General features: G+C 71.3%; 16 protein-coding genes, 1 tRNA gene and 1 pseudogene. 13 read left to right on the top strand and 5 right to left on the bottom strand.

Annotation, left to right across the window (positions count from 1 at the left end; all coding sequences use genetic code 11):
- Both AB1460_RS27565 and AB1460_RS27560 read left to right on the top strand, forming a co-directional pair.
- A pseudogene (locus AB1460_RS27565) lies at positions 1-410 on the top strand (serine/threonine protein kinase); the annotation flags it as partial.
- Positions 411-487: 77 nt separating this feature from the next.
- Entirely contained in the window at positions 488-976 is a 489-nt protein-coding gene (locus AB1460_RS27560) for a flavin reductase family protein (RefSeq protein ID WP_368965023.1), read from the top strand.
- Positions 977-1,197: 221 nt separating this feature from the next.
- Here AB1460_RS27560 and AB1460_RS27555 read toward each other — a convergent pair.
- The 3 genes from AB1460_RS27555 to AB1460_RS27545 form a co-directional block, all read right to left on the bottom strand.
- Positions 1,198-1,271, bottom strand: a tRNA-Gly gene (locus AB1460_RS27555).
- A 95-nt stretch (positions 1,272-1,366) separates the two neighbouring features.
- Positions 1,367-3,850 (bottom strand): glycoside hydrolase family 65 protein, encoded by a 2,484-nt coding sequence (locus tag AB1460_RS27550; protein WP_368965022.1) that lies wholly within the window; start codon positions 3,848-3,850, stop codon positions 1,367-1,369.
- On the bottom strand, positions 3,847-4,638 hold the full coding sequence (locus AB1460_RS27545) for an HAD family hydrolase (RefSeq protein ID WP_368965021.1): 792 nt from the start codon (positions 4,636-4,638) through the stop codon (positions 3,847-3,849). The genes AB1460_RS27550 and AB1460_RS27545 overlap by 4 nt, the downstream gene beginning before the upstream one ends.
- Positions 4,639-4,855: 217 nt before the next feature.
- Here AB1460_RS27545 and dcd point away from each other — a divergent pair, with 217 nt between their 5' ends.
- Positions 4,856-5,461, top strand: coding sequence for a dCTP deaminase (dcd, locus tag AB1460_RS27540; RefSeq protein ID WP_368965020.1), 606 nt, complete (start codon positions 4,856-4,858; stop codon positions 5,459-5,461).
- Positions 5,462-5,585: 124 nt separating this feature from the next.
- On the opposite strand, the gene AB1460_RS27535 is transcribed toward dcd, so the two are convergent.
- Entirely contained in the window at positions 5,586-7,814 is a 2,229-nt protein-coding gene (locus AB1460_RS27535; protein ID WP_368965019.1) for a (Fe-S)-binding protein, read from the bottom strand.
- 1,104 nt (positions 7,815-8,918) lie between these two features.
- Here AB1460_RS27535 and AB1460_RS27530 point away from each other — a divergent pair.
- The 7 genes from AB1460_RS27530 (at position 8,919) to AB1460_RS27500 (ending at position 19,170) form a co-directional block, all read left to right on the top strand.
- Complete coding sequence (locus tag AB1460_RS27530) at positions 8,919-10,100, top strand: nuclease-related domain-containing protein (RefSeq protein WP_368965018.1); 1,182 nt, start codon at positions 8,919-8,921, stop codon at positions 10,098-10,100.
- Between the two features lie 565 nt (positions 10,101-10,665).
- Positions 10,666-12,501 (top strand): molecular chaperone DnaK, encoded by a 1,836-nt coding sequence (gene dnaK, locus AB1460_RS27525; protein WP_368965017.1) that lies wholly within the window; start codon positions 10,666-10,668, stop codon positions 12,499-12,501.
- On the top strand, positions 12,498-13,358 hold the full coding sequence (gene grpE, locus AB1460_RS27520; protein ID WP_368965016.1) for a nucleotide exchange factor GrpE: 861 nt from the start codon (positions 12,498-12,500) through the stop codon (positions 13,356-13,358). Before dnaK ends, grpE begins: the two co-directional genes overlap by 4 nt.
- A 171-nt stretch (positions 13,359-13,529) precedes the next feature.
- Positions 13,530-14,708, top strand: a complete 1,179-nt coding sequence (gene dnaJ / locus AB1460_RS27515) for a molecular chaperone DnaJ (protein ID WP_368965015.1) — start codon at positions 13,530-13,532, stop codon at positions 14,706-14,708.
- On the top strand, positions 14,705-15,298 hold the full coding sequence (locus AB1460_RS27510; protein ID WP_368965014.1) for a heat shock protein transcriptional repressor HspR: 594 nt from the start codon (positions 14,705-14,707) through the stop codon (positions 15,296-15,298). Before dnaJ ends, AB1460_RS27510 begins: the two co-directional genes overlap by 4 nt.
- A gap of 309 nt (positions 15,299-15,607) precedes the next feature.
- On the top strand, positions 15,608-18,220 hold the full coding sequence (gene clpB, locus AB1460_RS27505) for an ATP-dependent chaperone ClpB (protein WP_368965013.1): 2,613 nt from the start codon (positions 15,608-15,610) through the stop codon (positions 18,218-18,220).
- Positions 18,221-18,249: 29 nt separating this feature from the next.
- Entirely contained in the window at positions 18,250-19,170 is a 921-nt protein-coding gene (locus AB1460_RS27500) for a pseudouridine-5'-phosphate glycosidase (protein ID WP_368965012.1), read from the top strand.
- A 43-nt stretch (positions 19,171-19,213) separates the two neighbouring features.
- On the opposite strand, the gene AB1460_RS27495 is transcribed toward AB1460_RS27500, so the two are convergent.
- Complete coding sequence (locus tag AB1460_RS27495; protein WP_368965011.1) at positions 19,214-20,035, bottom strand: hypothetical protein; 822 nt, start codon at positions 20,033-20,035, stop codon at positions 19,214-19,216.
- A gap of 371 nt (positions 20,036-20,406) precedes the next feature.
- On the opposite strand from AB1460_RS27495, the gene AB1460_RS27490 reads away from it, so the two are divergent.
- The 3 genes from AB1460_RS27490 (at position 20,407) to AB1460_RS27480 (ending at position 24,911) form a co-directional block, all read left to right on the top strand.
- Positions 20,407-22,944: an MMPL family transporter gene (locus tag AB1460_RS27490; RefSeq protein WP_368965010.1), complete on the top strand. Its 2,538-nt coding sequence runs from the start codon at positions 20,407-20,409 to the stop codon at positions 22,942-22,944.
- 69 nt (positions 22,945-23,013) lie between these two features.
- On the top strand, positions 23,014-23,538 hold the full coding sequence (locus AB1460_RS27485) for a PH domain-containing protein (protein ID WP_420497387.1): 525 nt from the start codon (positions 23,014-23,016) through the stop codon (positions 23,536-23,538).
- A gap of 77 nt (positions 23,539-23,615) precedes the next feature.
- A complete protein-coding gene (locus AB1460_RS27480; RefSeq protein WP_368965009.1) occupies positions 23,616-24,911 on the top strand; it encodes a PH domain-containing protein in 1,296 nt (431 codons plus the stop codon).
- Positions 24,912-25,034 lie beyond the last annotated feature (123 nt).

The following is a 25,034-nucleotide window of genomic DNA, read 5'->3' as shown; positions in this document are numbered from 1 at the left end:
TCCAAGAGACCCTCCCCGCACCAGCCTCGCGGACCCCCTCCCGCGCCCCGCGCACCAGCGCGGCGCCGAACCCGGCCGCGACGCCAAGTGCCGCGGCGACCAGCTGCCCGGCCAGCCCGAGCCACACCTACAACGGCGACGGCTACGGTGTCCTCGTCGAGGACACCGCGCTGCGCACCGGGCCCTACGCCGCCTGCGGTACCGTCTCGAGGCTCGCCAAGGGGCTGAAGGTCTGGCTGCACTGCAGCGTGGTCAACAAGCACGACAATGTGTGGTGGTGGGCCCGGCTGGACGGCACGTCCACCGCCGGCTGGATCTACAGCGGCAGCCTCAGACTGAGCTACGTCGATGACAGCGGCGACGGCCGGATCCGCACCTACAGCTGCAACGGCAGGTACGCCGACCACTGACCCGGACCCGTGGCATGAGACGGCGCATCCCGGGCAGGTGAGCGGACGAGATCGCCAGCCGGTAAGGAGCAGCGCCCATGACTCAGCCGCCCGCGTTCCACGACGCGATCAGCGCCATCAGCTACCCGATGGCCATCGTGACGACTGCTGTGGACGGCGAGCGCAGCGGCTGCCTCATCGGTTTCCACACCCAGTGCAGCATCAATCCGCCGCGCTACCTGGTGTGCATCTCGCACACCAACCACACCTTCGGCCTGGCCCGGCGGGCCACCCACCTGGCCCTGCACCTGCTGGACGCCTCCGACCGGGCCCTCGCGGAACTGTTCGGCGAAAGAACCGGCGACGACTTCGACAAGTTCGCCCACTGCGCCTGGTCACCGGGACCGTTCGGAATGCCGATCCTCACGGCCCCGCCCGCCTGGTTCGCCGGCCCCGTCGTGGCAATGACGGACGTCGGCGACCATTCCGCGTTCGTCATCAGCCCCACCGGCAGCGAGTACGACGGGCCTCTCAACCAGCTGAGCTTCCAGGACATCCGCGACATGGTCCCAGGACACCCAGCCTGAACCATCACCAGCCAGCCAGCCACCCCGACACCGAGGCCCCGCCGAGACACTCACCGGACACCGCCGCCCGACCAGCACCCACCCCCAGGGCCCCAGGGCCACGTCCCAAACCCCATAAGCCCCGCGCCCGAACGCCGTGGGGGGCTCGGGGGGGCTCGGCCCCCTCCGGCAAAATGGCGAAACGACCAGGTCAGACCCCGTCTGACACACGTCTCCCAGAGTGGAGCGGGCGACGGGAATCGAACCCGCGTTGCAAGCTTGGGAAGCTCGTGTTCTGCCTCTGAACTACGCCCGCGTGGTGCAACCGCATCCTACTGGACGTCGACGTCGGGGGGCTGCCCAGCACCGCGGAATTTTCGTCAGGACTGGCGGTGCGGTCACCTGCCCTGGTCAGGTGCCCGGGTGAGGATCGGCTGCATGCTGGGTGGCGGCGTGGGTGGCTTCGGCGCGGGTCTGCTCGGCGCGGGTGGTTCTGGCGTGCGAAAGATGGGGCAGGTCGGGACGGCCCACCGAGACGCCGTCCGCCTGATGCAGGAAGCGCAGGGGCTCGCGGCCGGCGGGCTGGCGGGGCCGTTCCCGCGCGGGGAACGGGGGGATGTCCAGTTTGCACGGCTCGTCGGGCCCGATCCGGACCTGTTCGCCATGGTGAAGGATGGAGATCGCGTCGCCTTCGACCACGGTGTAGGTGGCGGAGGAGTCCAGGACCTCGACGTGCAGCCGGCGGGAGCGGACCCGCAGCCGGAACGCGAGACGGGTGAGGCCTTCGGGGAGCCGGGGGGTGAAGGAGAGCAGCCGGCCGTTGTCCCGCAGCCCGCCGAAGCCTTCGACGAGCGCGATCCAGCTGCCGGCGAGGGAGGCGACGTGGAGGCCGTCGCCCGTGTTGTGCTCGATGTCCTTCAGGTCCATGAAGGCGGCTTCCCGCAGGTAGTCGTGTGCGAGCGCCATGTGCCCGCATTCGGCGGCCATCACGGCCTGGCAGCAGGCCGACAGCGAGGAGTCCCGGACGGTGAGTCCTTCGTAGTACGCGAAGTTGCGGGCCTTCTGCTCGGCGGTGAAGGCGTCGCCGCGACGCTGCATCGCGAGTACCAGGTCGGCCTGTTTGACGACCTGCTTGCGGTACAGGTCGAAATAGGGATAGTGCAGCAGCAGGGGGTACTGTTCCGGCCTGGTGTTCTCGAAGTCCCACACCTGGTGCTCGGTGAAGCCCTCTGACTGCGGATGGACGCCGAGGCGTTCGTCGTAGGGAATGAACATGTCATCGGCGGCGTCCCGCCAGTTGGCAGCGGTCTCCGCGTCGACGCCGAAGGCCCGCGCGCGGTCGGGGTGGCGTCGCACGGCGTCGGCCGCCCCGATGAGGTTCCGCTGGGCCATCAGGTTCGTGTAGACGTTGTTGTCGGCGAGCGCGGAGTACTCGTCCGGCCCGGTGACCCCGTCGATGCGAAAGCGCCCGGAGAGGTCGTGATGGCCGATGGAGCGCCACAGCCGCGCCGTCTCGATCAGGATCTCGAGCCCGAACTCGAGCTCGAAGTGCTCGTCCTCGGTGGCCCACAGATATCTGATGACGGCGTCGGCGATATCTGCGTTGACGTGGTAGGCGGCGGTTCCCGCGGGCCAGTATCCGGAGCATTCCTCGCCGTGGATGGTCCGCCAGGGGAAGGCGGCGCCGTCCAGGTTGAGCAGCTGCGCGCGTTCGCGGGCGAGGGGAAGAATGGAGTGCCGCCAGCGCAGCGCGTCGGCGGCGGCCGCGGGGGCGGTGTACGTGAGGACCGGCAGGACGTAGCTCTCGGTGTCCCAGAAGGCGTGGCCGTCGTAGCCCGGGCCGGTGAGGCCCTTCGCCGGGATGGCCCTGCGTTCGGCCCGCGCGCCGGCCTGCAGAACATGGAAGAGCGCGAAGCGGGCGGCCTGCTGCACCTCGGCATCGCCATCGACCTCGACGTCCGCGCCGCGCCAGAACTCCGCCAGGTAGTCCCGCTGCTCGGCGACGAGCCCTTCCCATCCGGTCTGGCGGGCGGCGACCAGGGCGGCGACGGCCTGGTCGCGCAGCGCGGGCAGCGAACGCTGCTCGGACCAGCCGTAGGCGAGGAACTTGACCATGCGCAGTTTCTCGCCGGGTGCCAGGACGGCGGTGGCGGTGACCTGCCCGGCGTCGGGCTCGCTCTCCGAGCTGACGCCGAGCGAGCGTGGGCCGTCGAAGATGTGGTCCATCGCGGCCGCGACCCGGATATCGCTGTGCCGCGTGTGGTGGACCAGTTCGACCATGGCGTCACGGGCGCGATGCCGTTCGGAGACGAGCGGCGATTCGAGCTCGGCGGCGGCACGCGGATCACCCCGGCGGACGGGCAGCTGCTCGTTGGCGACGAGCTCGGACTGGATCACGACCCGCACGGAGGCGTCGACCGGTTCGATCTCGTAGAGGATTGCCGCGGCGGAACGCTGGGAGAAGGACACCAGCCGCTGACTGTGTATTCGGATCCGCTGGCCGGCCGGAGAGACCCAGTCGACATCCCGGCGCAGCACCCCGGCCCGGAAGTCGACGGTTCTGGAGTGGGCGAGCAGATCCCCGTAGCGGACGTCGAACGGCTCGTCGTCCACCAACAGACGAATGATCTTTCCGTTCGTCACATTGATCATGGTCTGCCCGGACTCGGGATAGCCGTAGCCCGCCTCCGCGTACGGAAGCGGGCGCAGTTCGTGGACGGAGTTGAGGTAGGTGCCGGGAAGCCCGTGTGGGTCGCCTTCGTCCAGGTTCCCGCGCAGACCCACATGCCCGTTCGCGAGCGCGAACAGGGACTCGGACCGGGACAGATCGTCGATGTCGAGACCGTGTTCCGTCAGTGACCAGGCCTCGACGGGGTAGACCGGCCTGCCGATCACACGGCCCTCCCGGCCGTCACCGCGCCGGAGGACCCCGACGAGCTGGAGAGCCCCTCGAGCAGTTCCGCGAGATCCGTGACCACGATGTCGGCCCCGTTGTGCCGCAGGGCCTCGGCATGGCCGATCCGGTCGACGCCGACCACACAGCCGAAGCCACCGGCCCGCCCGGCCTGTACGCCCGCCACAGCGTCCTCGAAGACCGCGGCGGCGGAGGCCGGGACGTTCAGCGCCGCCGCCCCGGCCAGGAAGGTGTCAGGGGCGGGCTTGCCCGCGAGGCCCTGCTCCGGGGCGGTCTGGCCGTCGACGCGGACCGGCAGGAAGTGCTCGATCCCGGCGGCCCGCAGCACCTGGGCGCAGTTCGCGCTGGACGACACCACCGCCCGCGGAACGCCGGCGCGGTCCAGTTCCTCCAGGTACCGCACCGACCCGGCGAACACCTCGACGCCGTCCTCGTCGATCTTCCTCTGGAGCAGGATGTTCTTCCTGGTCGCGAGCGCGTTGACGGTCATCGCGGACGGCGGGTCGCCCGGCGCGCCGACCGGGATGTGGATCCCGCGGGAGTCCAGGAACGTGCGGACGCCGTCGACCCGCGGCCGGCCGTCGACCTGCTCGGGATAGTCGGTGTCGATGTCGAACGGGACGAACGGGTCGCCGGAGCGGCTGGCCCAGTTCTCCAGGAAGTCGTCGAACATCTCCTTCCAGGCGGCGGCGTGCACGGCCGCGGTGCGTGTCAGGACACCGTCGAGATCGAACAGACATGCCCTGATGTGATCCGGTAGCCCCAGCATCAGTCCCCATCCTGGATCGTCCTGCGCCGCCGAGGCTGTCAGGCCACCGAGACGGTCACGCCACCGCCGACAACAGCGCTCCGCCGGTGGCGACCTCGCGCGGATTTCGAGCCTCTCTTACCCAAAGGGCCGGCGCTCGCACACGCACGAGTCCGATGGCGGCCCGGCTACCGGACGTTTCGCCTGGGTCGTCAGGCTCTGCGGTAGCGTCCGTGGCGTGCTGTTGTCAGACCGGGATATCCGAGCCGAGATCACGACGGGCCGCGTCAGGCTGGATCCCTACGACGAGCGCCTGATCCAGCCCTCCAGCGTCGACCTGCGGCTCGACCGCGCGTTCCGGGTCTTCCAGAACCACCGCTACAGCCACATCGACCCCGCCGTCGAGCAGGAGGACCTCACCGAGCTCGTGGCGCCCGACGGAGACGAGCCGTTCGTCCTGCACCCCGGCGAGTTCGTGCTCGGGTCGACGTTGGAGGTCATCACCCTGCCCGACGACCTCGCCGGGCGCCTCGAGGGGAAGTCGAGCCTGGGCCGGCTCGGCCTCCTGACCCATTCGACGGCGGGCTTCATCGACCCGGGCTTCTCCGGGCACGTCACGCTGGAGCTGTCCAACGTGGCGACACTGCCGATCAAGCTCTGGCCCGGAATGAAGATCGGCCAGCTGTGCCTGTTCCGGCTGTCGACGCCGGCCGAGCATCCTTACGGCTCGGCGATCTATGGATCTCGCTACCAGGGGCAGCGCGGACCCACACCGTCCCGGGCCTACCGCGACTTCACCCGGACGGCGGTTCCCGAGCTCACCGACACGGCCCGCACCACCTGATCCACCTGATCCACCCGATCCACCCGGCGGGCGCCGGCCCGGCCCGGCGCCGCACACGGCAACGGGGCACAGCCAGCGGCCGTGCCCCGTCCGTTCTGTTCTGTTCAGGCCCTTCGGCCTCGGGTCACACTCCGTCCACCGGGGAGCCGGCGATCGCCGGCGTCCCCTCCGCCGCGGGCGGCGCGACCAGCGACCGGGCGAGCAGCTGCGAGACGTCGAGCACCTCGACGCTCTCCTTGGCCTCACCCGCGAGCTTCTTCTCGGTGACGGCGTCGGAGAGCATCACGATGCAGAACGGGCAGGCCGTCGAGACCACGTCGGGGTCGAGGCCGAGGGCCTCCTCCATGCGGTCGACGTTGACCCGCTTGCCGATCTTCTCCTCCATCCACATCCGCGCGCCGCCGGCGCCGCAGCAGAAGCCGCGGTCCTTGCAGCGGTGCATCTCCTGCCCGCGGATGCCCGGGATGGCCTCGAGGATCTCCCGCGGCGGGGTGTAGACCTTGTTGTGCCGGCCGAGGAAGCACGGGTCGTGGTAGGTGACCGAGGAGTCGATCGGGGTGATCGGGACGAGCTTGCGCTCCTCCACCAGCTTGCCGAGCAGCTGCGTGTGGTGGACGACCTCGTAGGTGCCGCCGAGGGCGGAGTACTCCCGCGCGAGGCTGTTGAAGCAGTGCGGGCAGGTCGCGACGATCTTCTTGACGCCGGTCTCGTTCAGCAGCTCGATGTTGGCCTTGGCCATCTCCTGGTAGAGGTACTCGTTACCGAGGCGGCGGGCCGGGTCGCCGGTGCAGGACTCCTGGCTGCCGAGAACGGCGAACTCGACGCCGGCGGTGTGCAGCAGCTCGGCGAACGAGCGGGCGACCTTCTTGGCCCGGTCCTCGATGGCGCCGGCGCAGCCGACCCAGTAGAGGTACTCGACCTCGTCCGGGATCTGCTCGCCCTCGTCGAGGATGCGGACCTCGAACGGCAGGCCCTCGGTCCACTCGGTACGCGACCGCGGCGAGACACCCCACGGGTTGCCGTTGTTCTCCAGGTTGCGCAGCATGACGCCGGCCTCGGACGGGAACGCCGACTCGATCATCACCTGGTAGCGGCGCATGTCGACGATGTGGTCGACATGCTCGATGTCCACCGGGCACTGCTCCACGCAGGCCCCGCAGTTGGTGCACGACCACAGGACGTCGGGGTCGATGACCCCGCCCTCCTCCTCCGTCCCGACGAGCGGACGGTCGGCCTGGGGCTGACCGGGCTCGGGCACCCGGCCGAAGCCGGACTCGGGCACGTGGTGCACCGCGTGCTTGGAGGACGCGTCCTCGGAGACGCCGGTGACCGCCTTCGACGCCTCCTCGCCCTCCTCGGCGCCCTTGGCTCCGAGCAGGTAGGGGGCCTTCGCGAAGAGGTGGTCCCGCAGGTCCATGATCAGAAGCTTGGGCGACAGCGGCTTGCCGGTGTTCCAGGCCGGGCACTGGCTCTGGCACCGCCCGCACTCGGTGCAGGTGGCGAAGTCGAGCATGGCCTTCCAGGAGAAGTCCTCGACCTTGCCGACGCCGACGACGGGCTCTTCCTCCTCCATCAGCTTCTCGATGTCCGGAGTCGTGCCCAGCGGGCCCAGGGCGACCGGCTCACGCTTGAGGATCACGTTGAGCGGAGCGAGGCCGATATGCAGGTGCTTGGAGTAGACGACCAGCACCAGGAAGCCCATGATGATCGCGATGTTCACCAGCAGGAAGATCGTCTCGATGATCTCGTTGGTGTGCTCCGAGAAGACATCGAGCGGGAGGCTGACCAGCCAGGAGGCGAAGGCCCACCTGGTGTCGCCCTGCGGGTGGGTACCGGCGTTGAACTGCGCACCACGCATGATCAGCAAGGTCACGATGACCAGCGTGATCATCCCGAGGATGACCCACGCCGGGCCGATGTGGGAGCCGTAGAAGCGGGACTTGCGCTCCAGCCGGGCCGGCGCGTTGCGTATCCGGATGATCGTGAAGGTGAGCAGGCCGGCGAGGACCGCCACGGCGAAGAAGTCCTCAAGGAACCCGATGATCGCCCAGTCCCCGAACAGCGGGATGTGGAAGTCATGGTCGAACAGGGCGCCGTAGGCCTCGACGATCGTGAGCCCGAGGATGGTGAATCCCCAGAAGGTGAAGAAGTGGGCCAGGCCGGGCACCGACCACTTGAGCAGCTTGCGCTGGCCGCCGACCTCGCTGATCTCCGTCCAGATCCTGGTCGGCAGATCGTCGAGACGCCCCTCGGCAGGCTGGCCGGATCTGATCAGTCTGGTCAGCCAGAAGACGCGGCGGCCGGCCACCGCGAGAGCGATCAGCGTGATCGCTCCACCGATCGCGATTCTCACAGGTCCTCCATCAGTCCGTGCTATCCCGTGCTGCGCTTCTCTCGTACTGCCCGGCGGCGCGGCCAGCCTGCCCGTACTCACGGGTAACTTACCGGCCCGGACAGGCATACACCAACGGACACCGCCGCGGAGCGCTCCGCGACCAGCTCACCCTGCACGGCTGTCCCTCACCCTGCACGGCTGGCGCCGGACGCACTCTGAAGAGCAAGCCTTGCCGCGACGGCGTTAGCGGCGACTAGCGGAGTGACCAGAGACACGTCCGGATCACCTGACGCACTCCACCACACCATGCGCCCACCCGCCGCGGCGCTTCCCGACCTGCCCCGGAACCGGCGACCGAACCCGCTCGGCGTCGCCACACGCGACCCCTTTGCCCGCCCGGCGCCCGCCTCGACGCCTCCGTCGCCTCCGACCCTGCCACGCCGTGGTCCGAGCGTCGCGAGATCGGGCACCAATTGGGCCGATCTTGCCCCGCACACTACGGAGCCTGCTACTTTGAGTGGTAGACAACCATCGGAATCACAACTTTCCACACTGTCTGCACCCGTTCAGCACCATCTGCACCCGTCCAGCACCGTCCGTCCCGTCGAGCCCGTCACCGTCCCGTCCGTCCGGCCGCACGCCGAGCCTCCGCCGGGACCACTGCACCACGTGGGATGTCCATGTCGACCCGGCCGGTCGACCCGGCCGCAGCGCCAACCCGACGATCCGAGCAGGAGGGCGTGGATGGCGGTTCGGCCGACGGCTTGGTGGCGCGCGCAGCAACGACGTGCTGGCGATCTGGGCCCGCCTGTCGTGGATCATCCCGAGTGCCGATGTCAACACTTGTGATGATCCCGGGTGTCGCTCACCATGGGTGCGTGCCCAGTCCGGGCCGTCGCAGCCCTCGGCTGCGCGGGTCCGGGCACGCGGCGCGGCCGGCCGGCGACAGCGCCGCCACCGGAACGGCCGGTGCGTTCCTGGGGACGGGACCCGACGACGTTGACGACCCTGCGATCCATGGTGGGCACGATGGCGACTAGCACCAGGCCTGCGACGAGCCGGGCCGGGCGGCCGGGCTTCTCTCAGCACACTGAGTATCTGCGGGCGCGCGAGCACCAGGCAATGGTGCGGCGGGACCGCATCTCCCGGGAGGTCCCCCGCGCCGCCATCCGCGCCGCTGTCGTCGGCCTGGGTCTCGGCCTGGTCATCGGCTTCGGGCTCGGGATGCCCGGCCTCGGGATCACCGTCTTCGTGGCCCTGCTCGTGATCTGGCCGGGCGGTGTGGCCGTGGGCGCCTTCGGGGCGTCGCCGGACGTCGAGACGCTGCGCGAGGCGGCCGAGGCCGAACGCAAGACGGCCCGGGCGATCGCCCGGCTGCGCCGGCACGGGTACTCCATCATGCACGACCGGGCCGTCCCCTACTCGCAGGTCACGATCGGGCACCTGCTGGTCGGGCCCGGCGGGGTCATGATCCTCGGCAGCGACACCAACAAGGGCGTCGTCCGCTACAGCAAGGGCGGCGCCGTCGTGGACGGCGAATCCCTCAAACCCGTGATCGACAAGGCCGCCTGGCTCGGCGGCGAGGTTCGCAACCAGGTTCGTGCCGCCCTGCCGGCGCTGACGATCCCGACCTTCCCGATCCTTGTCATGGTCGAGGCCAGCGTCCTGTGGAAGGACGGCGCGGTCGACGGGGTGACCGTCATCAACGTCAAGGACGTGGTCAACTACGTCCGGAACCGGCCGGGACGGCTCAACCCCGGCCAGGTCCAGCAGGTCATCTCCGCCGCACAGCGGCTCTTTCCGCCGTTCTCCTCGAACCGCCTCGCCGAGCACGTCGTGGTCGACCGGGACCAGTGGCTCACGCTCATGGACGCCCTGCGCGGCATCCGGGAGAGCGGCGGCGACGCATCCGGCATGCTCGACCGGCTGGCGCAGATCGAAGCCGATCTGGCCCGACAGGCCGACCTCATCGACCGTGCCGGCCTGCCGACCTCCCGCTCCGCCAACACCGCCGGAGCCGCCCCTTCCGGGGCCGGCGTGGGTGTCGCCCACGACCTCGGCGACCTGACCGACACAGCCGGGCCGGGGATCGGCGCGCCGGCCCAGGGAGTGCCCGGGAGCCGGCCGGGCGGCGGTCTTCGCGGTCGCATCCTGGCTTCGGTGCGGCCCGAGCGGGGCGGGAGCTCGATCGGGCCGGCCGGCGGCCGGCCCTACCCCGAGAAGCGGCTGCCCCGCGGCGACCGGCAGGCCACCCGTTCCGAGGGCGACGACAGCGGCCCCATGGAGCCAGGTTCCGGTCGGTAGCCGTCACCGGGTTCCCCGGGATCAGCCCGCCGCACCGTGCGCCGGGCGGGTGCCCGCAGGGCGGCGTCCTCTGGGCGCCGCCCTCGACGCGTGTCTGAGTTCCGCCCAGCACCAGGGCACGGGCACGGCAGAATCCCCGCGCCGTCGCGCCTCCACAACCTCAATCACTCTCCGCGCCTGACACATACGTCGAGCCGGTACTCGATGCTGGCCACGCCGTTCCCTGCTTCACCAGGCAACATCTACATCACGTAAGGTGACAGACGGGTGACCGGCGAGAGCCGCCTGCCAGGCGGAGAACTATTGAGTGGACAAGACTCAGGTTCGAGGGGCTATTCTAGGTTCGTTCATCCTGAGCGGACCATACTCAAGTCAATTCCGGGCGCTCGACTCCGGGTGCCCGGTCCGGGCGCCAGAGGCGTGCGGCCGAGCACGGCCATCGGGCACAGGGAGTCGAGCGCACCTCGGGGCCTCGGCGCCGGGCCCGGTCGACGGGCTCATACCAACCAGGGAGCGTCCCGCCGGTCTCCACCAGGCGGGCCTGCAGATCGAGAGGCATACAGACATGGCACGAGCGGTCGGTATCGACCTCGGCACCACGAACTCCGTCGTGAGCGTGCTAGAGGGTGGAGAGCCCACGGTGATCGCCAACGCCGAGGGTTCCCGGACGACTCCGTCTGTCGTGGCCTTCGCGAAGAACGGCGAGGTGCTCGTCGGCGAGGTCGCCAAGCGGCAGGCCGTGACGAACGTGGAGCGGACCATCCGGTCGGTGAAGCGCCACATGGGCACCGACTGGAAGATGAAGGTCGACGCGAAGGAGTTCACCCCCCAGGAGATCAGCGCCCGCATCCTGCAGAAGCTCAAGCGGGACGCGGAGGCGTACCTGGGCGAGTCGGTGTCCGACGCGGTCATCACCGTCCCCGCCTACTTCGACGACGCCCAGCGCCAGGCGACGACCGAGGCCGGCACCATCGCCGGTCTGAACGTCCTGCGCATCGTCAACGAGCCGACCGCCGCCGCCCTCGCCTACGGGCTGGACAAGGGCGAGAAGGAGCAGACCATCCTGGTCTTCGACCTCGGTGGCGGCACGTTCGACGTGTCCCTGCTGGAGATCGGCGACGGCGTGGTCGAGGTCAAGTCGACCTCCGGTGACACCAAGCTCGGCGGTGACGACTGGGACCAGCGGATCACCGATCACCTGATCAAGACCTTCAACGGCCAGCACGGCGTCGACCTCGGCAAGGACAAGATGGCGCTGCAGCGCCTGCGCGAGGCTGCCGAGAAGGCCAAGATCGAGCTGTCGCAGTCGTCCCAGACGTCGATCAACCTGCCGTACATCACCGCGTCCGCCGAGGGCCCGCTGCACCTGGACGTCTCGCTGACCCGCGCGGAGTTCCAGCGGATGACGCAGGACCTCATCGACCGCTGCAAGGGCCCGTTCCAGCAGGCGGTCAAGGACGCCGGCATCAAGATCAGCGATGTCGACCACGTGGTGCTCGTCGGTGGCTCCACCCGGATGCCCGCCGTCGTGGATCTCGTCCGTGACCTGACCGGCGGCAAGGAGCCGAACAAGGGCGTCAACCCCGACGAGGTCGTCGCCGTCGGCGCGTCCCTGCAGGCCGGTGTCCTCAAGGGCGAGGTCAAGGACGTCCTGCTGCTCGACGTCACCCCGCTGTCCCTGGGCATCGAGACCAAGGGCGGCATCATGACCAAGCTGATCGAGCGGAACACGACGATCCCGACGAAGCGTTCGGAGATCTTCACCACCGCCGAGGACAGCCAGCCCTCCGTGCAGATCCAGGTCTTCCAGGGCGAGCGCGAGATGGCGGCCTACAACAAGAAGCTCGGCATGTTCGAGCTGACCGGCCTGCCGCCGGCTCCCCGCGGCATGCCGCAGATCGAGGTCACCTTCGACATCGACGCCAACGGCATCGTCCACGTCTCCGCCAAGGACCTGGGCACCGGCAAGGAGCAGTCGATGACGATCACCGGCGGCTCGGCGCTGCCGAAGGACGACATCAACCGCATGGTGCAGGATGCCGAGCAGTACGCCGAGGAGGACCGCACGCGCCGCGAGGAGGCCGAGACCCGTAACCGGGCCGAGTCGCTCGTGTACTCGACCGAGCGCTTCCTCGCCGAGAACGGCGACAAGATCGACGCCACCGTGAAGTCGGACGTCGAGGAGAAGCTGGGCACGCTGCGGGGCGCGGTCGGCGGCACCGACACCGCCGCCATCCGCGAGGCCGCGGACGAGCTCACCAAGGCCAGCCAGGCCATGGGCGAGTCGATGTACGCGCAGGCCGCGAGTGCCCCGGGCGCCCCGGGCGGTGCCCCTGGCGCGTCCTCAACCGACGACGACGTGGTGGACGCCGAGATCGTCGACGAGGAGGACAAGAAGTGACGTCCCCCCACGACGAGCACCGACTGGACGACAGCCGGGCCGGCGGGGACGCCGGCTCGGAGGAGCCCGTGGTCAGGGACCGGAGGCGCATCGATCCGGAGACCGGGCAGGTCCGCACCGGTGCCGAGTCGAGCCCGGCCGGGTCGGGCTCCGGCCCGGCCGGATCGGGCTCGGGCGGGCCAGGCCCAGCAGGGTCGGAACCGGCCGGTGGCGAGACCGACTCCGAGCTCGTCGCGTCGCTGCGGCGTCAGCTCGGTGAGCGGACCGCCGACCTGCAGCGGCTGAAGGCGGAGTTCGACAACTACCGGCGCCGGGCGGCCCGGGAGCGGGACGCCGCGGGCGACCAGGCCGTCTCCAAGCTGCTCACCGCACTGCTGGGCGTTCTGGACGACATCGGCCGCGCGCGGGACCACGGCGACCTCGAAGGGCCGTTCAAGGCGATCGCCGAGTCCCTCGAGGCGGCGCTGGAGACGACCGGCCTGGAGCGGTTCGGCACGCCGGGCGAGCTGTTCGACCCGCACCTGCACCACGCGCTGCTGCACTCGTACCGGTCGGACGTCAGCGAGACGACCTGCGTGGAGATCTTCCGCTCGGGTTACCGGCGCGGCAACGCGGTGCTGCGGGCCGCGCAGGTAGCGGTCGCGGAGCCCGCTGAGGACGGCGGCGACGGGCCGGACATCGGGCTCGAGGGGGCCACATCGGGCACTCTTGGTGATACCGGGCACGTCGGGGCACACCCGGACGAGGGTCAGCCGGCCGGCGGCGCGTCTCCCGGAAGGGAGAACGCTCCCCTCCCGGACGACACCGGCAGCGTTCCCGGGCCGGACCGCGGGGGCCCGACCGTCAGCGCCGACTGAAGAGATGGCCAACTGAACCATGCCGATGGACCGCTCGCGTGCCGCCCGCCCGGTGTTCCGCACCGGTCGGGCCGGCCCGCCCCGATCTGACCGGCGGCCGGGTGGCTCTGCCCGCCCGGATGCTTCCGATACCCGCGTGCCGGGTTCGTTCATGACGGAAGGAGGGGCGCCGTGAGTGTTCGCGACATGGTTGAGAAGGACTACTACGCCGCTCTCGGCGTCCCCAAGGACGCCTCCGCGGCCGACATCAAGAAGGCGTACCGCCGGCTCGCGCGGGAGCTGCACCCCGACAAGAACCCCGGGGATCTCAAGGCGGAGGCACGGTTCAAGGAGGTCTCCGAGGCCTACGACGTGCTCTCCGACGAGACCCGGCGGCGCGAGTACGACGAGGCCCGCGCGCTGTTCGCCTCGGGCGCGTATCCGGGTGCCGGCGGCGGGCGCGGCGGCATGGGCGGCTACGGCCAGCCGGGTGGCTACGGCCCGACGTCGGGCATCAACCTCGACGACCTGCTCAACGGCAGTGGCGGGGCCGGCTTCGGCGGGATCTTCGACAACCTCTTCCAGCGGTCGTCGCCCGGCCGCGCGCCCCGTCGCGGCACCGACATCGCGGCGGAGGTGACGATCCCGTTCGAGAAGTCGCTGACCGGGCTCGAGGCCACGGTGCGACTGCCGGGCGCCGCCACCTGCACCACCTGCGGCGGCACCGCCGCGCGGCCCGGCACCTCGCCGCGGACCTGCCCGGTCTGCCGTGGCCTCGGCGTGATCTCCCGATCCCAGGGCGGCTTCGCGCTCTCCGAGCCCTGCCGGGACTGCCTGGGCAAGGGCAGCCTCATCGACCATCCCTGCGCCGACTGCCACGGTACCGGGCGCCGGGAGCGCGAGCAGCGCATCCGCATCCCCGCGGGCGTCAGCGACGGGCAGCGGCTCCGGGTCCGCGGGCGCGGCTCGCCCGGGGAGCGCGGCGGCGCCGCCGGTGACCTCGAGGTCACCGTGCACGTCCAGAGCCACCCCGTCTTCGGCCGGGAAGGCCACAACCTGACCATCAGCCTGCCGGTGACCATCACGGAGGCGGCCCTCGGTGCCTCCGTGAAGGTGCCGACGATCGACGGCACCCCGCTGACGGTCAAGGTCCCGGCCGGCACCTCGAGCGGCCGCCGCCTGCGCGCCCGGGGGCGCGGTGTCCCGCGCCCCGGCGGGGAGAGCGGCGATCTCATCGTCACGCTCGAGGTCACGGTGCCCAAACCGTCGGAGCTCTCACCGAAGGCGCGCACCGCGCTCCAGGAGTTCGCGCGGGCGCATCCCGAGGACCCCCGTGAAGCCCTGATAGCCCAGATGGAGGGACGGGCATGAACGCGCGCCCGAACCGTACGTCCGATCCGCCCCAGACTCCGGGCCGCGCCGGGAGCCGCTCCCGGCCGGGAACCGGCGGGCTGGCCGGCGGCCAGCCCACTCCAGCCGGCGCACCAGCCTCCTCCCACCCCACCCACGAACCGGCGCCCGGCTACTACCAGCCCCCGGGCCCCGCGGCCGGACCAGCTCACGACGATGACGCGCCGGTCTACGTGATCTCCATCGCGGCGCAGCTCGCCGGCATGCACCCGCAGACACTGCGGTCCTATGACCGGCTCGGGCTGGTGACCCCCGGCCGCACCGCCGGCCGTGGACGCCGCTACTCGGCCCGTGACGTGGCACTGCTCCGCGAGGTCCAGCGCCTCTCCCAGGAGGAGGGCGTCAACCTGGAGGGCATCCGGCAGATCCTGCGCCTCGGTGCCCAGGTCGTCGCGCTGCAGGCCCAGGTCCGCCAGCTCGCCGAGGAGCTGGCCGCTGCCCGCGCCGAGGCCGACCGTCGCGTCGCCGAGGCGCATGCCAGCCACCGCCGTGATCTCGTCCCCATCGAGCGCGGCGCGGTCGTCGTCTGGCGGCCCGGTCACCGCCGCTGACGCCGGGTCCGGCCGGGCGCGGGCCCCGTACCTGTCCGCGCCCACCTCCCTCGCTCCTCTGCCCGTCCCCGCCCACCTCGTCTCCTCGCCCACCTCGTCTCCTCACCCGCCTCGCCCGCCATGGGCGGGCCGCCCGGCGGACACGAGCCGCGAAGTCCGACAAGTTGAGCGGGAATGACTCAGGTATGCTGAGTGTCGTTACCGGAGGAGACGGTGCCGTCCGGCGCCGTCCGACACAGAACCCATCACGCGGAGCCGACACCTTCGGCACCGCCTGACACCGGATCGCTCCGAGACACTGGGATCGCCATGAACGCTGACCGTCTCACCGCCCGCTCGCAGGAGGCGCTGTCCTCCGCGATCAGCCGCGCCACCGGCGACGGATCTCCGCTCGTCGACCCTCTGCACCTGCTGGCCGCTCTGCTGGAAGCACACGACGGGGTCGGCGCGGCCCTGCTCGACGCGGTGGGCGCCGAGGCGCAGTCGGTGCGCTCGCGCGCGGAGGCGGCGGTCGGCAGGCTTCCCCGTGCGGCCGGCGCGAACGTCGCCCCACCCCAGCTGTCCCGCCAGCTCGTCGCCGTCCTCAACAACGCCGAGCGGCAGGCGGGGCGGCTCGGCGACGAGTACATCTCGGTCGAGCACCTCGTCGTGGCCCTCGCGGAGGAGGGCGGCGAGGCGGCCCGCGTCCTCGCTGAGGCAGGGGCGACCCCGGACGCACTGCGCGGCGCGTTCGAGCGGGTCCGCGGTGGCGCCCGCCGGGTGACCAGCCGTGATCCCGAGGGGGCCTACCGGGCGCTCGACAAGTACTCCATCGATCTCACCGCCCGCGCCCGCGAGGGCAAGCTCGACCCGGTCATCGGGCGTGACACCGAGATCCGCCGGGTCGTGCAGGTGCTGTCCCGCCGCACGAAGAACAACCCGGTCCTCATCGGCGAGCCCGGCGTCGGCAAGACCGCCATCGTCGAGGGCCTCGCGCTGCGCGTCGCCGCCGGCGACGTGCCGGAGTCGCTGCGCGGCCGGCGGATCGTCTCGCTCGACCTCGGCTCCATGGTCGCCGGCTCGAAGCTGCGCGGCGAGTTCGAGGAGCGGCTGACCTCGGTGCTCACCGAGATCCGCGAGGCCGAGGGCCAGATCATCACGTTCATCGACGAGCTGCACACCGTGGTGGGCGCCGGCGCGGCCGAGGGCGCGATGGATGCCGGCAACATGCTCAAGCCGATGCTGGCCCGCGGCGAGCTCCGCATGATCGGCGCCACCACGCTCGACGAGTACCGCGGCCGGATCGAGAAGGACCCGGCGCTGGAGCGCCGCTTCCAGCCGGTCATGGTCGGCGAGCCGTCGGTGGAGGACACCATCGGCATCCTGCGTGGTCTCAAGGAGCGTTACGAGGTCCACCACGGGGTTCGGATCACCGACTCGGCACTGGTCGCCGCGGCCACCCTCTCCGACCGGTATGTGACAGCCCGCTTCCTCCCCGACAAGGCGATCGACCTGGTCGACGAGGCCGCCTCCCGACTGCGGATGGAGATCGACAGCCGGCCCGTCGCCGTCGACGAGCTGGAGCGCGCGGTCCGCCGGCTCGAGATCGAGGACATGGCGCTGTCCAAGGAGAACGACGACGCCTCCCGGCAGCGGCGCGACCGCCTGCAGCGGGAGCTGGCGGAGAAGCGCGAGGAGCTGTCCGCGCTGACCGCCCGCTGGCAGCGGGAGAAGAACTCCATCTCCGAGGTCCAGAAGATCAAGGAAGAGCTGGAGAACGCCCGGCGCGCGGCCGAGATGGCGGAACGCGACCTCGACCTGGCCAAGGCCGGGGAGCTGCGCTACGGCACGATCCCGACGCTGGAGAAGCGCCTCGCCGACGCCACCGGCGCGCTTGCCGGCTCCGACTCGCCCGGCGGCGCGATGCTCAGCGAGGAGGTCGGCCCCGACGACGTCGCGGAGGTCGTCGCGTCCTGGACGGGCATTCCCGCCGGCCGCATGCTCGAGGGGGAGACCGCCAAGCTCCTGCGGATGGAGGAGGAGCTGCACCGCCGGGTCATCGGTCAGGACGAGGCCGTGCGCACCGTGTCGGACGCGGTCCGCCGCGCGCGGGCCGGTATCTCCGATCCGGACCGGCCGACCGGGTCGTTCCTGTTCCTCGGGCCGACCGGCGTCGGCAAGACCGAGCTGGCCAAGGCGCTGGCCGACTTCCTGTTCGACGACGAGCGCGCGGTCGTGCGGATCGACATGAGCGAGTACGCGGAGAAGCACTCGGTCGCACGGCTGATCGGCGCTCCGCCCGGCTACATCGGCTTCGAGTCCGGCGGCCAGCTCACCGAGGCGATCCGGCGGCGCCCCTACAGCGTGATCCTGCTCGACGAGGTCGAGAAGGCCCATCCCGATGTCTTCGACGTGCTGCTCGCCGTCCTCGACGACGGGCGGCTGACCGACGGCCAGGGCCGCACGGTGGACTTCCGCAACACGATCCTGGTCCTCACGTCGAACCTCGGGTCGTCCTACATCGCCGACCCGACGCTCCCGCCGCAGGTCCGGCACGACTCGGTCATGGTCGCGGTGCGCGACGCCTTCAAGCCGGAGTTCCTGAACCGGCTGGACGACGTCCTCGTCTTCGAGCAGCTCGGGCGGGAGGACCTGACCCGCATCGTCGACATCCAGATCGACCGGCTGCGCGGGCGTCTCGCGGATCGCCGCATCGCGCTCGAGGTGACCGACGCCGCGAAGGGCTGGTTGGCCGACGCCGGCTACGACCCGGTGTACGGGGCGCGGCCACTGCGCCGCCTGGTCCAGACCTCGATCGGCGACCAGCTTGCCCGCAAGCTGCTCGCCGGGGAGATCCGGGACGGTGACGAGGTCGTCGTCGACGTCGACCAGCAGCGGTCCGGGCTGGCTGTGGCGGCCCCTGTCCGCGCGCAGGCCATCTGACCGCCCCGAACCGGTCATACAGTCGGCGCATGGTGCGGACGGGTCCGGTTCTGTCAGTCTCCGCCGAGGTCGAGGCCGCCCTGGCCGCCGGCGAGCCGGTGGTCGCGCTCGAGTCGACGCTGATCGCGCACGGCCTGCCGCGCCCCCGCAACCGCGGGTTCGCGGCGGAGCTGGAGGGGATGCTGCGCTCCCGCGGCGTCATCCCCGCCACCGTCGCCGTGATCGAGGGAGTTCCCACGGTCGGACTGAACGAGGCCGGGCTCACCCGCATCGCCGACGACCCCGCGGTGGCGAAGGCGTCCGTCCGCGACCTGCCCGCCGCCGCCGCGCTGGGCCGCACCTGCGCCACGACGGTCGCGGCCACCTCCGTCCTGGCGGCCCGCGCCGGCATCCGGGTGTTCGCGACCGGTGGCCTCGGCGGGGTGCACCGCGGCGCCGCCGAGACCTTCGACGAGTCCGCCGACCTGCCGACGCTGGCCACCACGCCGATGACCGTTGTCAGCGCGGGGGTCAAGTCCATCCTGGATGTCGACGCGACCCTCGAGCGCCTGGAGACGCTCGGGGTCAGCCTGCTCGGCTGGCGGACCGCCGACTTCCCCGGTTTCTATCTCCCGACCACCGGCCGCAGGCTGGACTGGACGGTCCGGGATGCCCGGGAGGTGGCGGACGCCATGGCGACCCGGGACGGTCTCGGCCTGGCGTCCGCGATCGTCGTCGCGAACCCGGTGCCGGCCGGGCAGGCCCTCGACCCGGCCGTGCACGACGAGGTGCTACGGACCGCGCTGCGCCGCGCGGACGAGCAGGGCCTGCGCGGCAAGGCCGTCACACCGTTTCTGCTGGCGACCTTCCACACCGAGACGGGTGGCGCGAGCCTCGAGGTCAACCTGGCCGTCGTACGCAACAACGCGGCGGTGGCGGCGGAGATCGCGATCGCGTGGGCGGCCCGCTGAGGGGTCCGCCCGCCGCCCGCTGTCATCCGCGGTCATCCGCCGGTCACTGGATCTGCACCTTGCCGGAGATCTGGTCCGCGATCCGCTGCAGGTGCTCCTGGGACGGCAGGTTGTCGACGTTGGAGTAGTTCACCGAGACCTCGACGCGCCCCTTGATGAAGAACAGGTTGTCCAGGACCAGGCCGACGGTCTCCCCGCCTGCCGTCACTCCCATGCTGATCCGCAGCAGGCCCTGGGCTCCGGCCGGTGGCGGGGGCGTCTCCGCGGCGACGATCTCAACCGTGGTGCCGCTGCTCGCGCTGGCGTCGAACTCGGCCTGCAGCGCCTGACCGAAGCACTCCCCGAACCGGGGATTGGTCAGAATCTGCAGGTCGGCCGCGGCCTTCTCCGCAGAGACGATCTGGGCTGAGGAGGAGATCGAGATCAGACTGTCGGCGTCGTTGGTGAAGTCGGGGCCGTCGGCGGAATCCTGGTCCTCGTCATCCAGCTGCTCGGCCGGCACTCCGAGGCAGCGGGCCACCTCGACCATGGAGATGTCGTCCGAGTTGGACTGCGGGTCCGCGGGGGACGCGGTGAACCCGGCGGTGATCGGGCCCTCGGTGAGCACGTAGTCCTCGGCGTTCAACGTGGCCTCGGTCGGCGACGGCGAGGGGGCGGGCAGGGATGCCGCCGAGGTCGGTGTACCCGGCCGGCCGCCGGCGGTCGAGGTGGACCCGCCGCTCTGGCAGGACGCCACGGTCAGGGTCGCCGCCGCGAGCAGCAGCCCGCACCGCCCCGCGACCCGGTGCCCGCGTCGCGACGGCGCGCCGCTGCCACCCCGGCCGGATGCGGCCGTGACCTGCCGGACCGCGTCCCGCTCGTCCACAGTTCCACCCCCAGATAATGGCGGCACGATTCTCCGCGCCGCATCGAAAAGCATTCGCCATGGCAGCGTTCCGCCACCATCGGGCCCTCGTCCACAATGCCGGAAGAATGCGACGAGCACCCGCCCGATCCGATGTCTTTGTCGGGACAGCAACCGACGGGCCGGAGCGCTCGGTACCGCCCTTGACAGGACTGATACTTTCCGCCGCACTCGGCATGTCGGGCGCACACCGCTATCGTCCCGATACGGATCGTCATGCCAGGTGTCTATTCACCGCCCGCCGCGTGAGATCAGCCGGCGCGGCGCGCGCGTGACGCTCCGAGCTGGCAGCATCGGCGGAAAGCCGGCAGGTGAACGAGGGAGGGCGCAGCATGGGCCAGCCGCGTCCCGACGGTGCCGCGGAGCCAGCCGGTGCGGAGCCAGCCGGTGCGGAGCCAGCCGGTGCGGCGCTGCCCGCAGGCCCAGGGCATGCCCCGGGCCCGGGGCACCCGGTACGGCGGTCGCGTTCAGCGCGCCTTGTACCTTGTCTGATCGTCCTGTGCTGGTTGGCGGTCGGCGTGGCGGTCAGCCCGCTCGCCTTCCGGCTCACGGACGCCCAGACGAACGACGCCTCGGCCTTTCTGCCGGAGGACGCCGAGTCGACCCGCCTGCTGGAGGCGCAGCGGACCCTGCCCGGCGGTGACGCCGTACCCGCGGTGATCATCCTGGCGCGGGCGGCCGGTCTCACTCCGGACGATCTGAAGGTCGCCGAGGCACTGCGGGCCGATCTCGGCGAGTTCGCGGCGAACACCATTCCGCCCGCCGTGCCCTCGGGCGACGGCAAAGCCGTGGTGCTCACGGTTCCGCTGCCGCAGTCGACGGACGCCGAACAGTTCACCGAAGATATCGTTCGTATGCGGAACATCAGCGACAACGCAGCCGCGGCGGAACCTGGTCTCGATTCCGCCGTGACTGGTCCGGCTGGCCTGGTGGCCGACACCTATGATGTTTTCGCGGAGATCGAGAACGCGCTGCTGCTCGCGACCGCGTCCATTGTGGCCGTGATTCTGCTGCTGGTTTACCGCAGCCCTTTCCTCTGGATCGTGCCGCTGCTCTCGGTCGGCATCGCGGACCAGGCGGCTGCCGGCCTGATCTACCTGCTCGCCCGGCACGCCGACCTCACGGTCAACGGCCAGAGCGCGGGCATGCTGCGAGTCCTCGTCTTCGGTGCCGGAACCGACTACGCGCTCCTGCTCATCGCCCGTTACCAGGAGGAGCTCACCAGGTACGCCGAGCCCGCCGCGGCGATGCGGGTCGCGCTGCGCCGGGCCGGCCCGGCGATCCTGGCCTCCGCCGGCACCGTGATCATCGGAATGCTGTGCCTGCTGCTCGGTGAGCTGAACTCGCACCGCGGGCTCGGCCCGGTCTGCGCGATCGGCATCATCGTCGCGCTGGTAACGATGCTCACGCTGCTGCCGGCCGCGATGGTGATCGGCGGTCGGCGACTGTTCTGGCCGTTCGTGCCGCGGCTGGGCCACTACGAGCAGGCGGAGGAGACCGGCAGCGGCACCTGGGCCCGCGCCGGCGCCGCCATCGCGCGCTACCCGCGGGTCATCTGGATCACCACGACGGTCGCGCTGGGCGCGCTGGTGCTCGGCATGCTCGTCCTGCCCGGCGTCCTGCGCCAGGACGAGGCCTTCCGTGACCAGGTCGAATCGGTCGAGGGCCAGCATCTCGCCGAGCAGAGCTTCCCACCGGGCGTCACGGCTCCGACGTTCGTCGTCGCGAACGCCTCACAGGCCGACGCGGTGGCCACCACCGTACGCGCCGTCCCGGGTGTGGCCGCGGCGGCGGAGAACGGCCGGACGGCCGACCTGGTCCAGTTCCTGGTGATCCTGGAGGCACCGCCGGACAGCTCGGACTCCTTCCGCACGGTCGAAGCTCTTCGCGACGCGGTCCACGCGGTACCCGGTGCCGGGGCGCTCGTCGGCGGTAACACCGCCGTGAACCTCGACGTTCGCGACGCCGCGGTACGCGACCGCGAAGTGATCATTCCCGTGGTGCTCGTCGTGGTGCTGCTGATTCTCGCGCTGCTCCTGCGCGCGATCGTGGCGCCGCTGCTCCTCATGGGCACCGTCGTGCTGTCGTTCTTCGCGGCGCTGGGCGCGAGCGCGCTGATCTACCACTTCGTCTTCGGCTTCCCCGGCATCGATCCGGCGCTGCCGCTCGTCGGGTTCATCTTCCTGGTGGCGCTCGGCGTCGACTACAACATCTTCCTGATGACACGCGTCCGCGAGGAGGCGGGCCGGATCGGGCACGGGGCCGGTGTGCAACGCGGGCTCGCAGTGACAGGCGGGGTGATCACCTCGGCCGGGGTGGTGCTGGCCGCCACCTTCGCGGTGCTGCTCATCTTCCCCCTCGTCCAGCTCGCCGAGGTCGGGTTCCTGGTGGCCTTCGGGGTACTCCTGGACACCCTGATCGTCCGCTCGATCCTGGTGCCGGCGCTCGCGCTGGACGTCGGGCCGGCCGTGTGGTGGCCCAGCCATCCCACGGCCTCGGCGGACCGGGCGCTGGCGCTGCGGGCAGCCCAGGCAGCGCCTGCCAGGCCCGTCCCGCTCGATGACGCGGCCGCGGCCGCCGAACTCGACCAGCCTGGAATCGCGCCGTCCGGTGCCTTCGCCGACTTCGGCACCGACACCATCGACCATGCCTACGAGATGTCCCGGCTGCAGATGCTTGACGAGGAGCAGACCAACGGCCCCGAGGCCGCGGAAACCGCGCGCACCACCGAACCACCCGATTCCGCCGACGCCGCCGACACTGCCGATACCGCCAACACTGCCGACACCGCCGATGCGCCCGGCAGCCGAAAGCAGCATGGCTCCCCCACCGGTTCGGCAGGGGACCCGCGCACAGATCCGCCGCGCTGATCCGCCGCGCTGATCCGCGCACTGCCTGAACCTCCGGGAAATCCCGGCTTGAGCACTTATGGTTGCCAGATGGGCCCTGCGCCGCTCGACCTACCGGACACGGTGTCGATGCCGGACCTGTGGCGCGTCCCGCCGCAGGCCTGGCGGGGGCTGTCCCCGCAGCTACGGCGGCTGCGGCGGCTGTTGCTCGCGGCCGGTGCGCTGCCCGCGGCCGCGCTCGCCGCGCTCGTCGGCGGCACCCTCCTGGGCCCACCCGGGCTGCTCGCCGCGCTCGCGCCGCTCGGCGCCGCGGTCTGGGCCTGGCACGCGATCGGCCGGGCCTGGGATGCCTGGCGGTACGCCGAACGCGACGACGACCTGCTCGTCCAGCATGGCGTCCTGGTGCGCAGACTCGCCGTGGTCCCCTACGGCCGGATGCAGCTTGTCGACGTCACAGCCGGACCGTTGGCGCGGCGCTTCGGCGTCGCGCAGGTGCGCCTGCACACCGCCGCCGCCACCACCGACGCGGTCATTCCAGGTCTGGCACCGGCCGAGGCGGCCCGGCTTCGGGACGCACTGGCCGAGCGCGGCCGTGACCGGGCGGTCGGGCTTTGACCTCGGCGGGCTCGGAGCCGGCTGACGAGTATCACCATCTCCATCCGCTGACGCCCCTGCTGCGAGGTTGGCTGCTGGTGGGGGCCGTCGCCGCCAGCGTGCTCAGGAACTTCGTCGAGGAGATCTCGGCCCGCGGGGTGCTGATCACTCTGCTTCTTCTGCTGCCGACCGCGTCCGCCTACGGCTACTGTGCCTGGCGGTTCACCCGTTACCGTGTCGGCGCCGAGAGCATCCGGCTCGAGACCGGCCTGCTGTTCAAGCGTTTCCGGGACGTCCGCCTCGACCGCCTCCAGGCGGTCGAGATCGCGCAGCCGCTGCTGGCCCGGGCCGCCGGGCTCGCGGTCCTCCGCCTGGACCTCGGCGGCGCGCACGACGGGGACGAGGAGTCGGGCACCAGCCTCAGCTACCTCTCGCTGGAGCGTGCGCGGACCCTGCGGGCGGAGCTGCTCGCCCGCGCCGCGGGTGTCGCGCCCGACATCGGCGAGGCGCCCGAGCGGCCGCTCACCGTGGTGCCGCCGGGGCGCCTCGCCGCCTCGATCGCACTGTCCCCCGCGCCGTGGCTGGCGCTCGCCGCGGCCTTCGTTCTCATCACCCCGGCCCTGCTCACCGGGACGTTCGCCGGCTTCGTCGCGGTGGCACCGGCGCTGGTCGGAGTCTGGCGAACGTCGTTCCGCCGCTTCGCCAGCGGCTACCGCTTCACGGTGTCGGAGTCGCCGGACGGCCTACGGGTCCGCGGCGGGCTGCTGAACCGCGCCCATCACACCGTTCCGCACGGCCGGGTACAGGCGATCCGCCTGCGCTCGTCCCCGCTGTGGCGGTGGCCCGGCTGGGTCGAGGTGCAGATCAACGTCGCCGGGGAGGCCCGGAGCATGCTGCTGCCCGTCGCGCCGCGCGCGCAGGCCGTCGCACTGATAGAGCGCCTGCTTCCGGAGGTCGACCTCGGCGCGGTGGCGATGCTGCCGCCACCCGGCCGGGCCCGGCTGCTGGCTCCGCTGCGCTGGCGTCACATCCGCTGCGGCGCCGACGACCGGGTCTTCGTCACCCAGTCCGGCCGCCTGTGGCAACGGACCGAGATCATCCCGCATCTCAAGGTGCAGAGCATCCAGGTCGTCCAGCAGCCGCTCCACCGCGCGCTGCGGCTCGCGGACGTCCACCTGGACTGCACAGGTGGGCCGGTGCGGATTCGGGCGGGGCTGCGGGACGCCCAGGAGGCCTACCGGATCGCCGCCGCGCAGGCGGAGCGCTCCCGGCTCGGCCCCCACACCACCCTGACCACGCGGACCGACCGGCTGGACGATCCGCCGCCCACCCGGGCGGAGTACGACCCACAGCTCGCCGCGGTCTGCGCCCCGAAGTACGGGCCGGCGGGCTAGGGCCTGTTCTGGGTTCGGATCATCGGGTTGGGAGGCTGCGGAGCCAGAGAACGGACCCGCGTAGGTGGAGTCCCGCGGCGTAGCTTTCGGGGGTCTTGTCGTAGCGAGTGGCCAGGCCCCGCC

This window comes from Parafrankia sp. FMc2 (assembly GCF_041008525.1).
Classification (GTDB): domain Bacteria; phylum Actinomycetota; class Actinomycetes; order Frankiales; family Frankiaceae; genus Parafrankia.
The sequence above is the reverse complement of the archived record's forward strand: the minus strand, read 5'-3'. Positions and strand labels throughout refer to the sequence as shown.

Coding starts and splice junctions, on each gene's coding strand:
- AB1460_RS27560 (WP_368965023.1), top strand. CDS start 488: ATGACTCAGCCGCCCGCGTTCCACGACGCGATCAGCGCCATCAGCTAC.
- AB1460_RS27545 (WP_368965021.1), bottom strand. CDS start 4,638: ATGCTGGGGCTACCGGATCACATCAGGGCATGTCTGTTCGATCTCGAC.
- AB1460_RS27530 (WP_368965018.1), top strand. CDS start 8,919: ATGGTGCGGCGGGACCGCATCTCCCGGGAGGTCCCCCGCGCCGCCATC.
- dnaK (WP_368965017.1), top strand. CDS start 10,666: ATGGCACGAGCGGTCGGTATCGACCTCGGCACCACGAACTCCGTCGTG.
- AB1460_RS27510 (WP_368965014.1), top strand. CDS start 14,705: ATGAACGCGCGCCCGAACCGTACGTCCGATCCGCCCCAGACTCCGGGC.
- clpB (WP_368965013.1), top strand. CDS start 15,608: ATGAACGCTGACCGTCTCACCGCCCGCTCGCAGGAGGCGCTGTCCTCC.
- AB1460_RS27500 (WP_368965012.1), top strand. CDS start 18,250: ATGGTGCGGACGGGTCCGGTTCTGTCAGTCTCCGCCGAGGTCGAGGCC.
- AB1460_RS27490 (WP_368965010.1), top strand. CDS start 20,407: ATGGGCCAGCCGCGTCCCGACGGTGCCGCGGAGCCAGCCGGTGCGGAG.
- AB1460_RS27485 (WP_420497387.1), top strand. CDS start 23,014: ATGGGCCCTGCGCCGCTCGACCTACCGGACACGGTGTCGATGCCGGAC.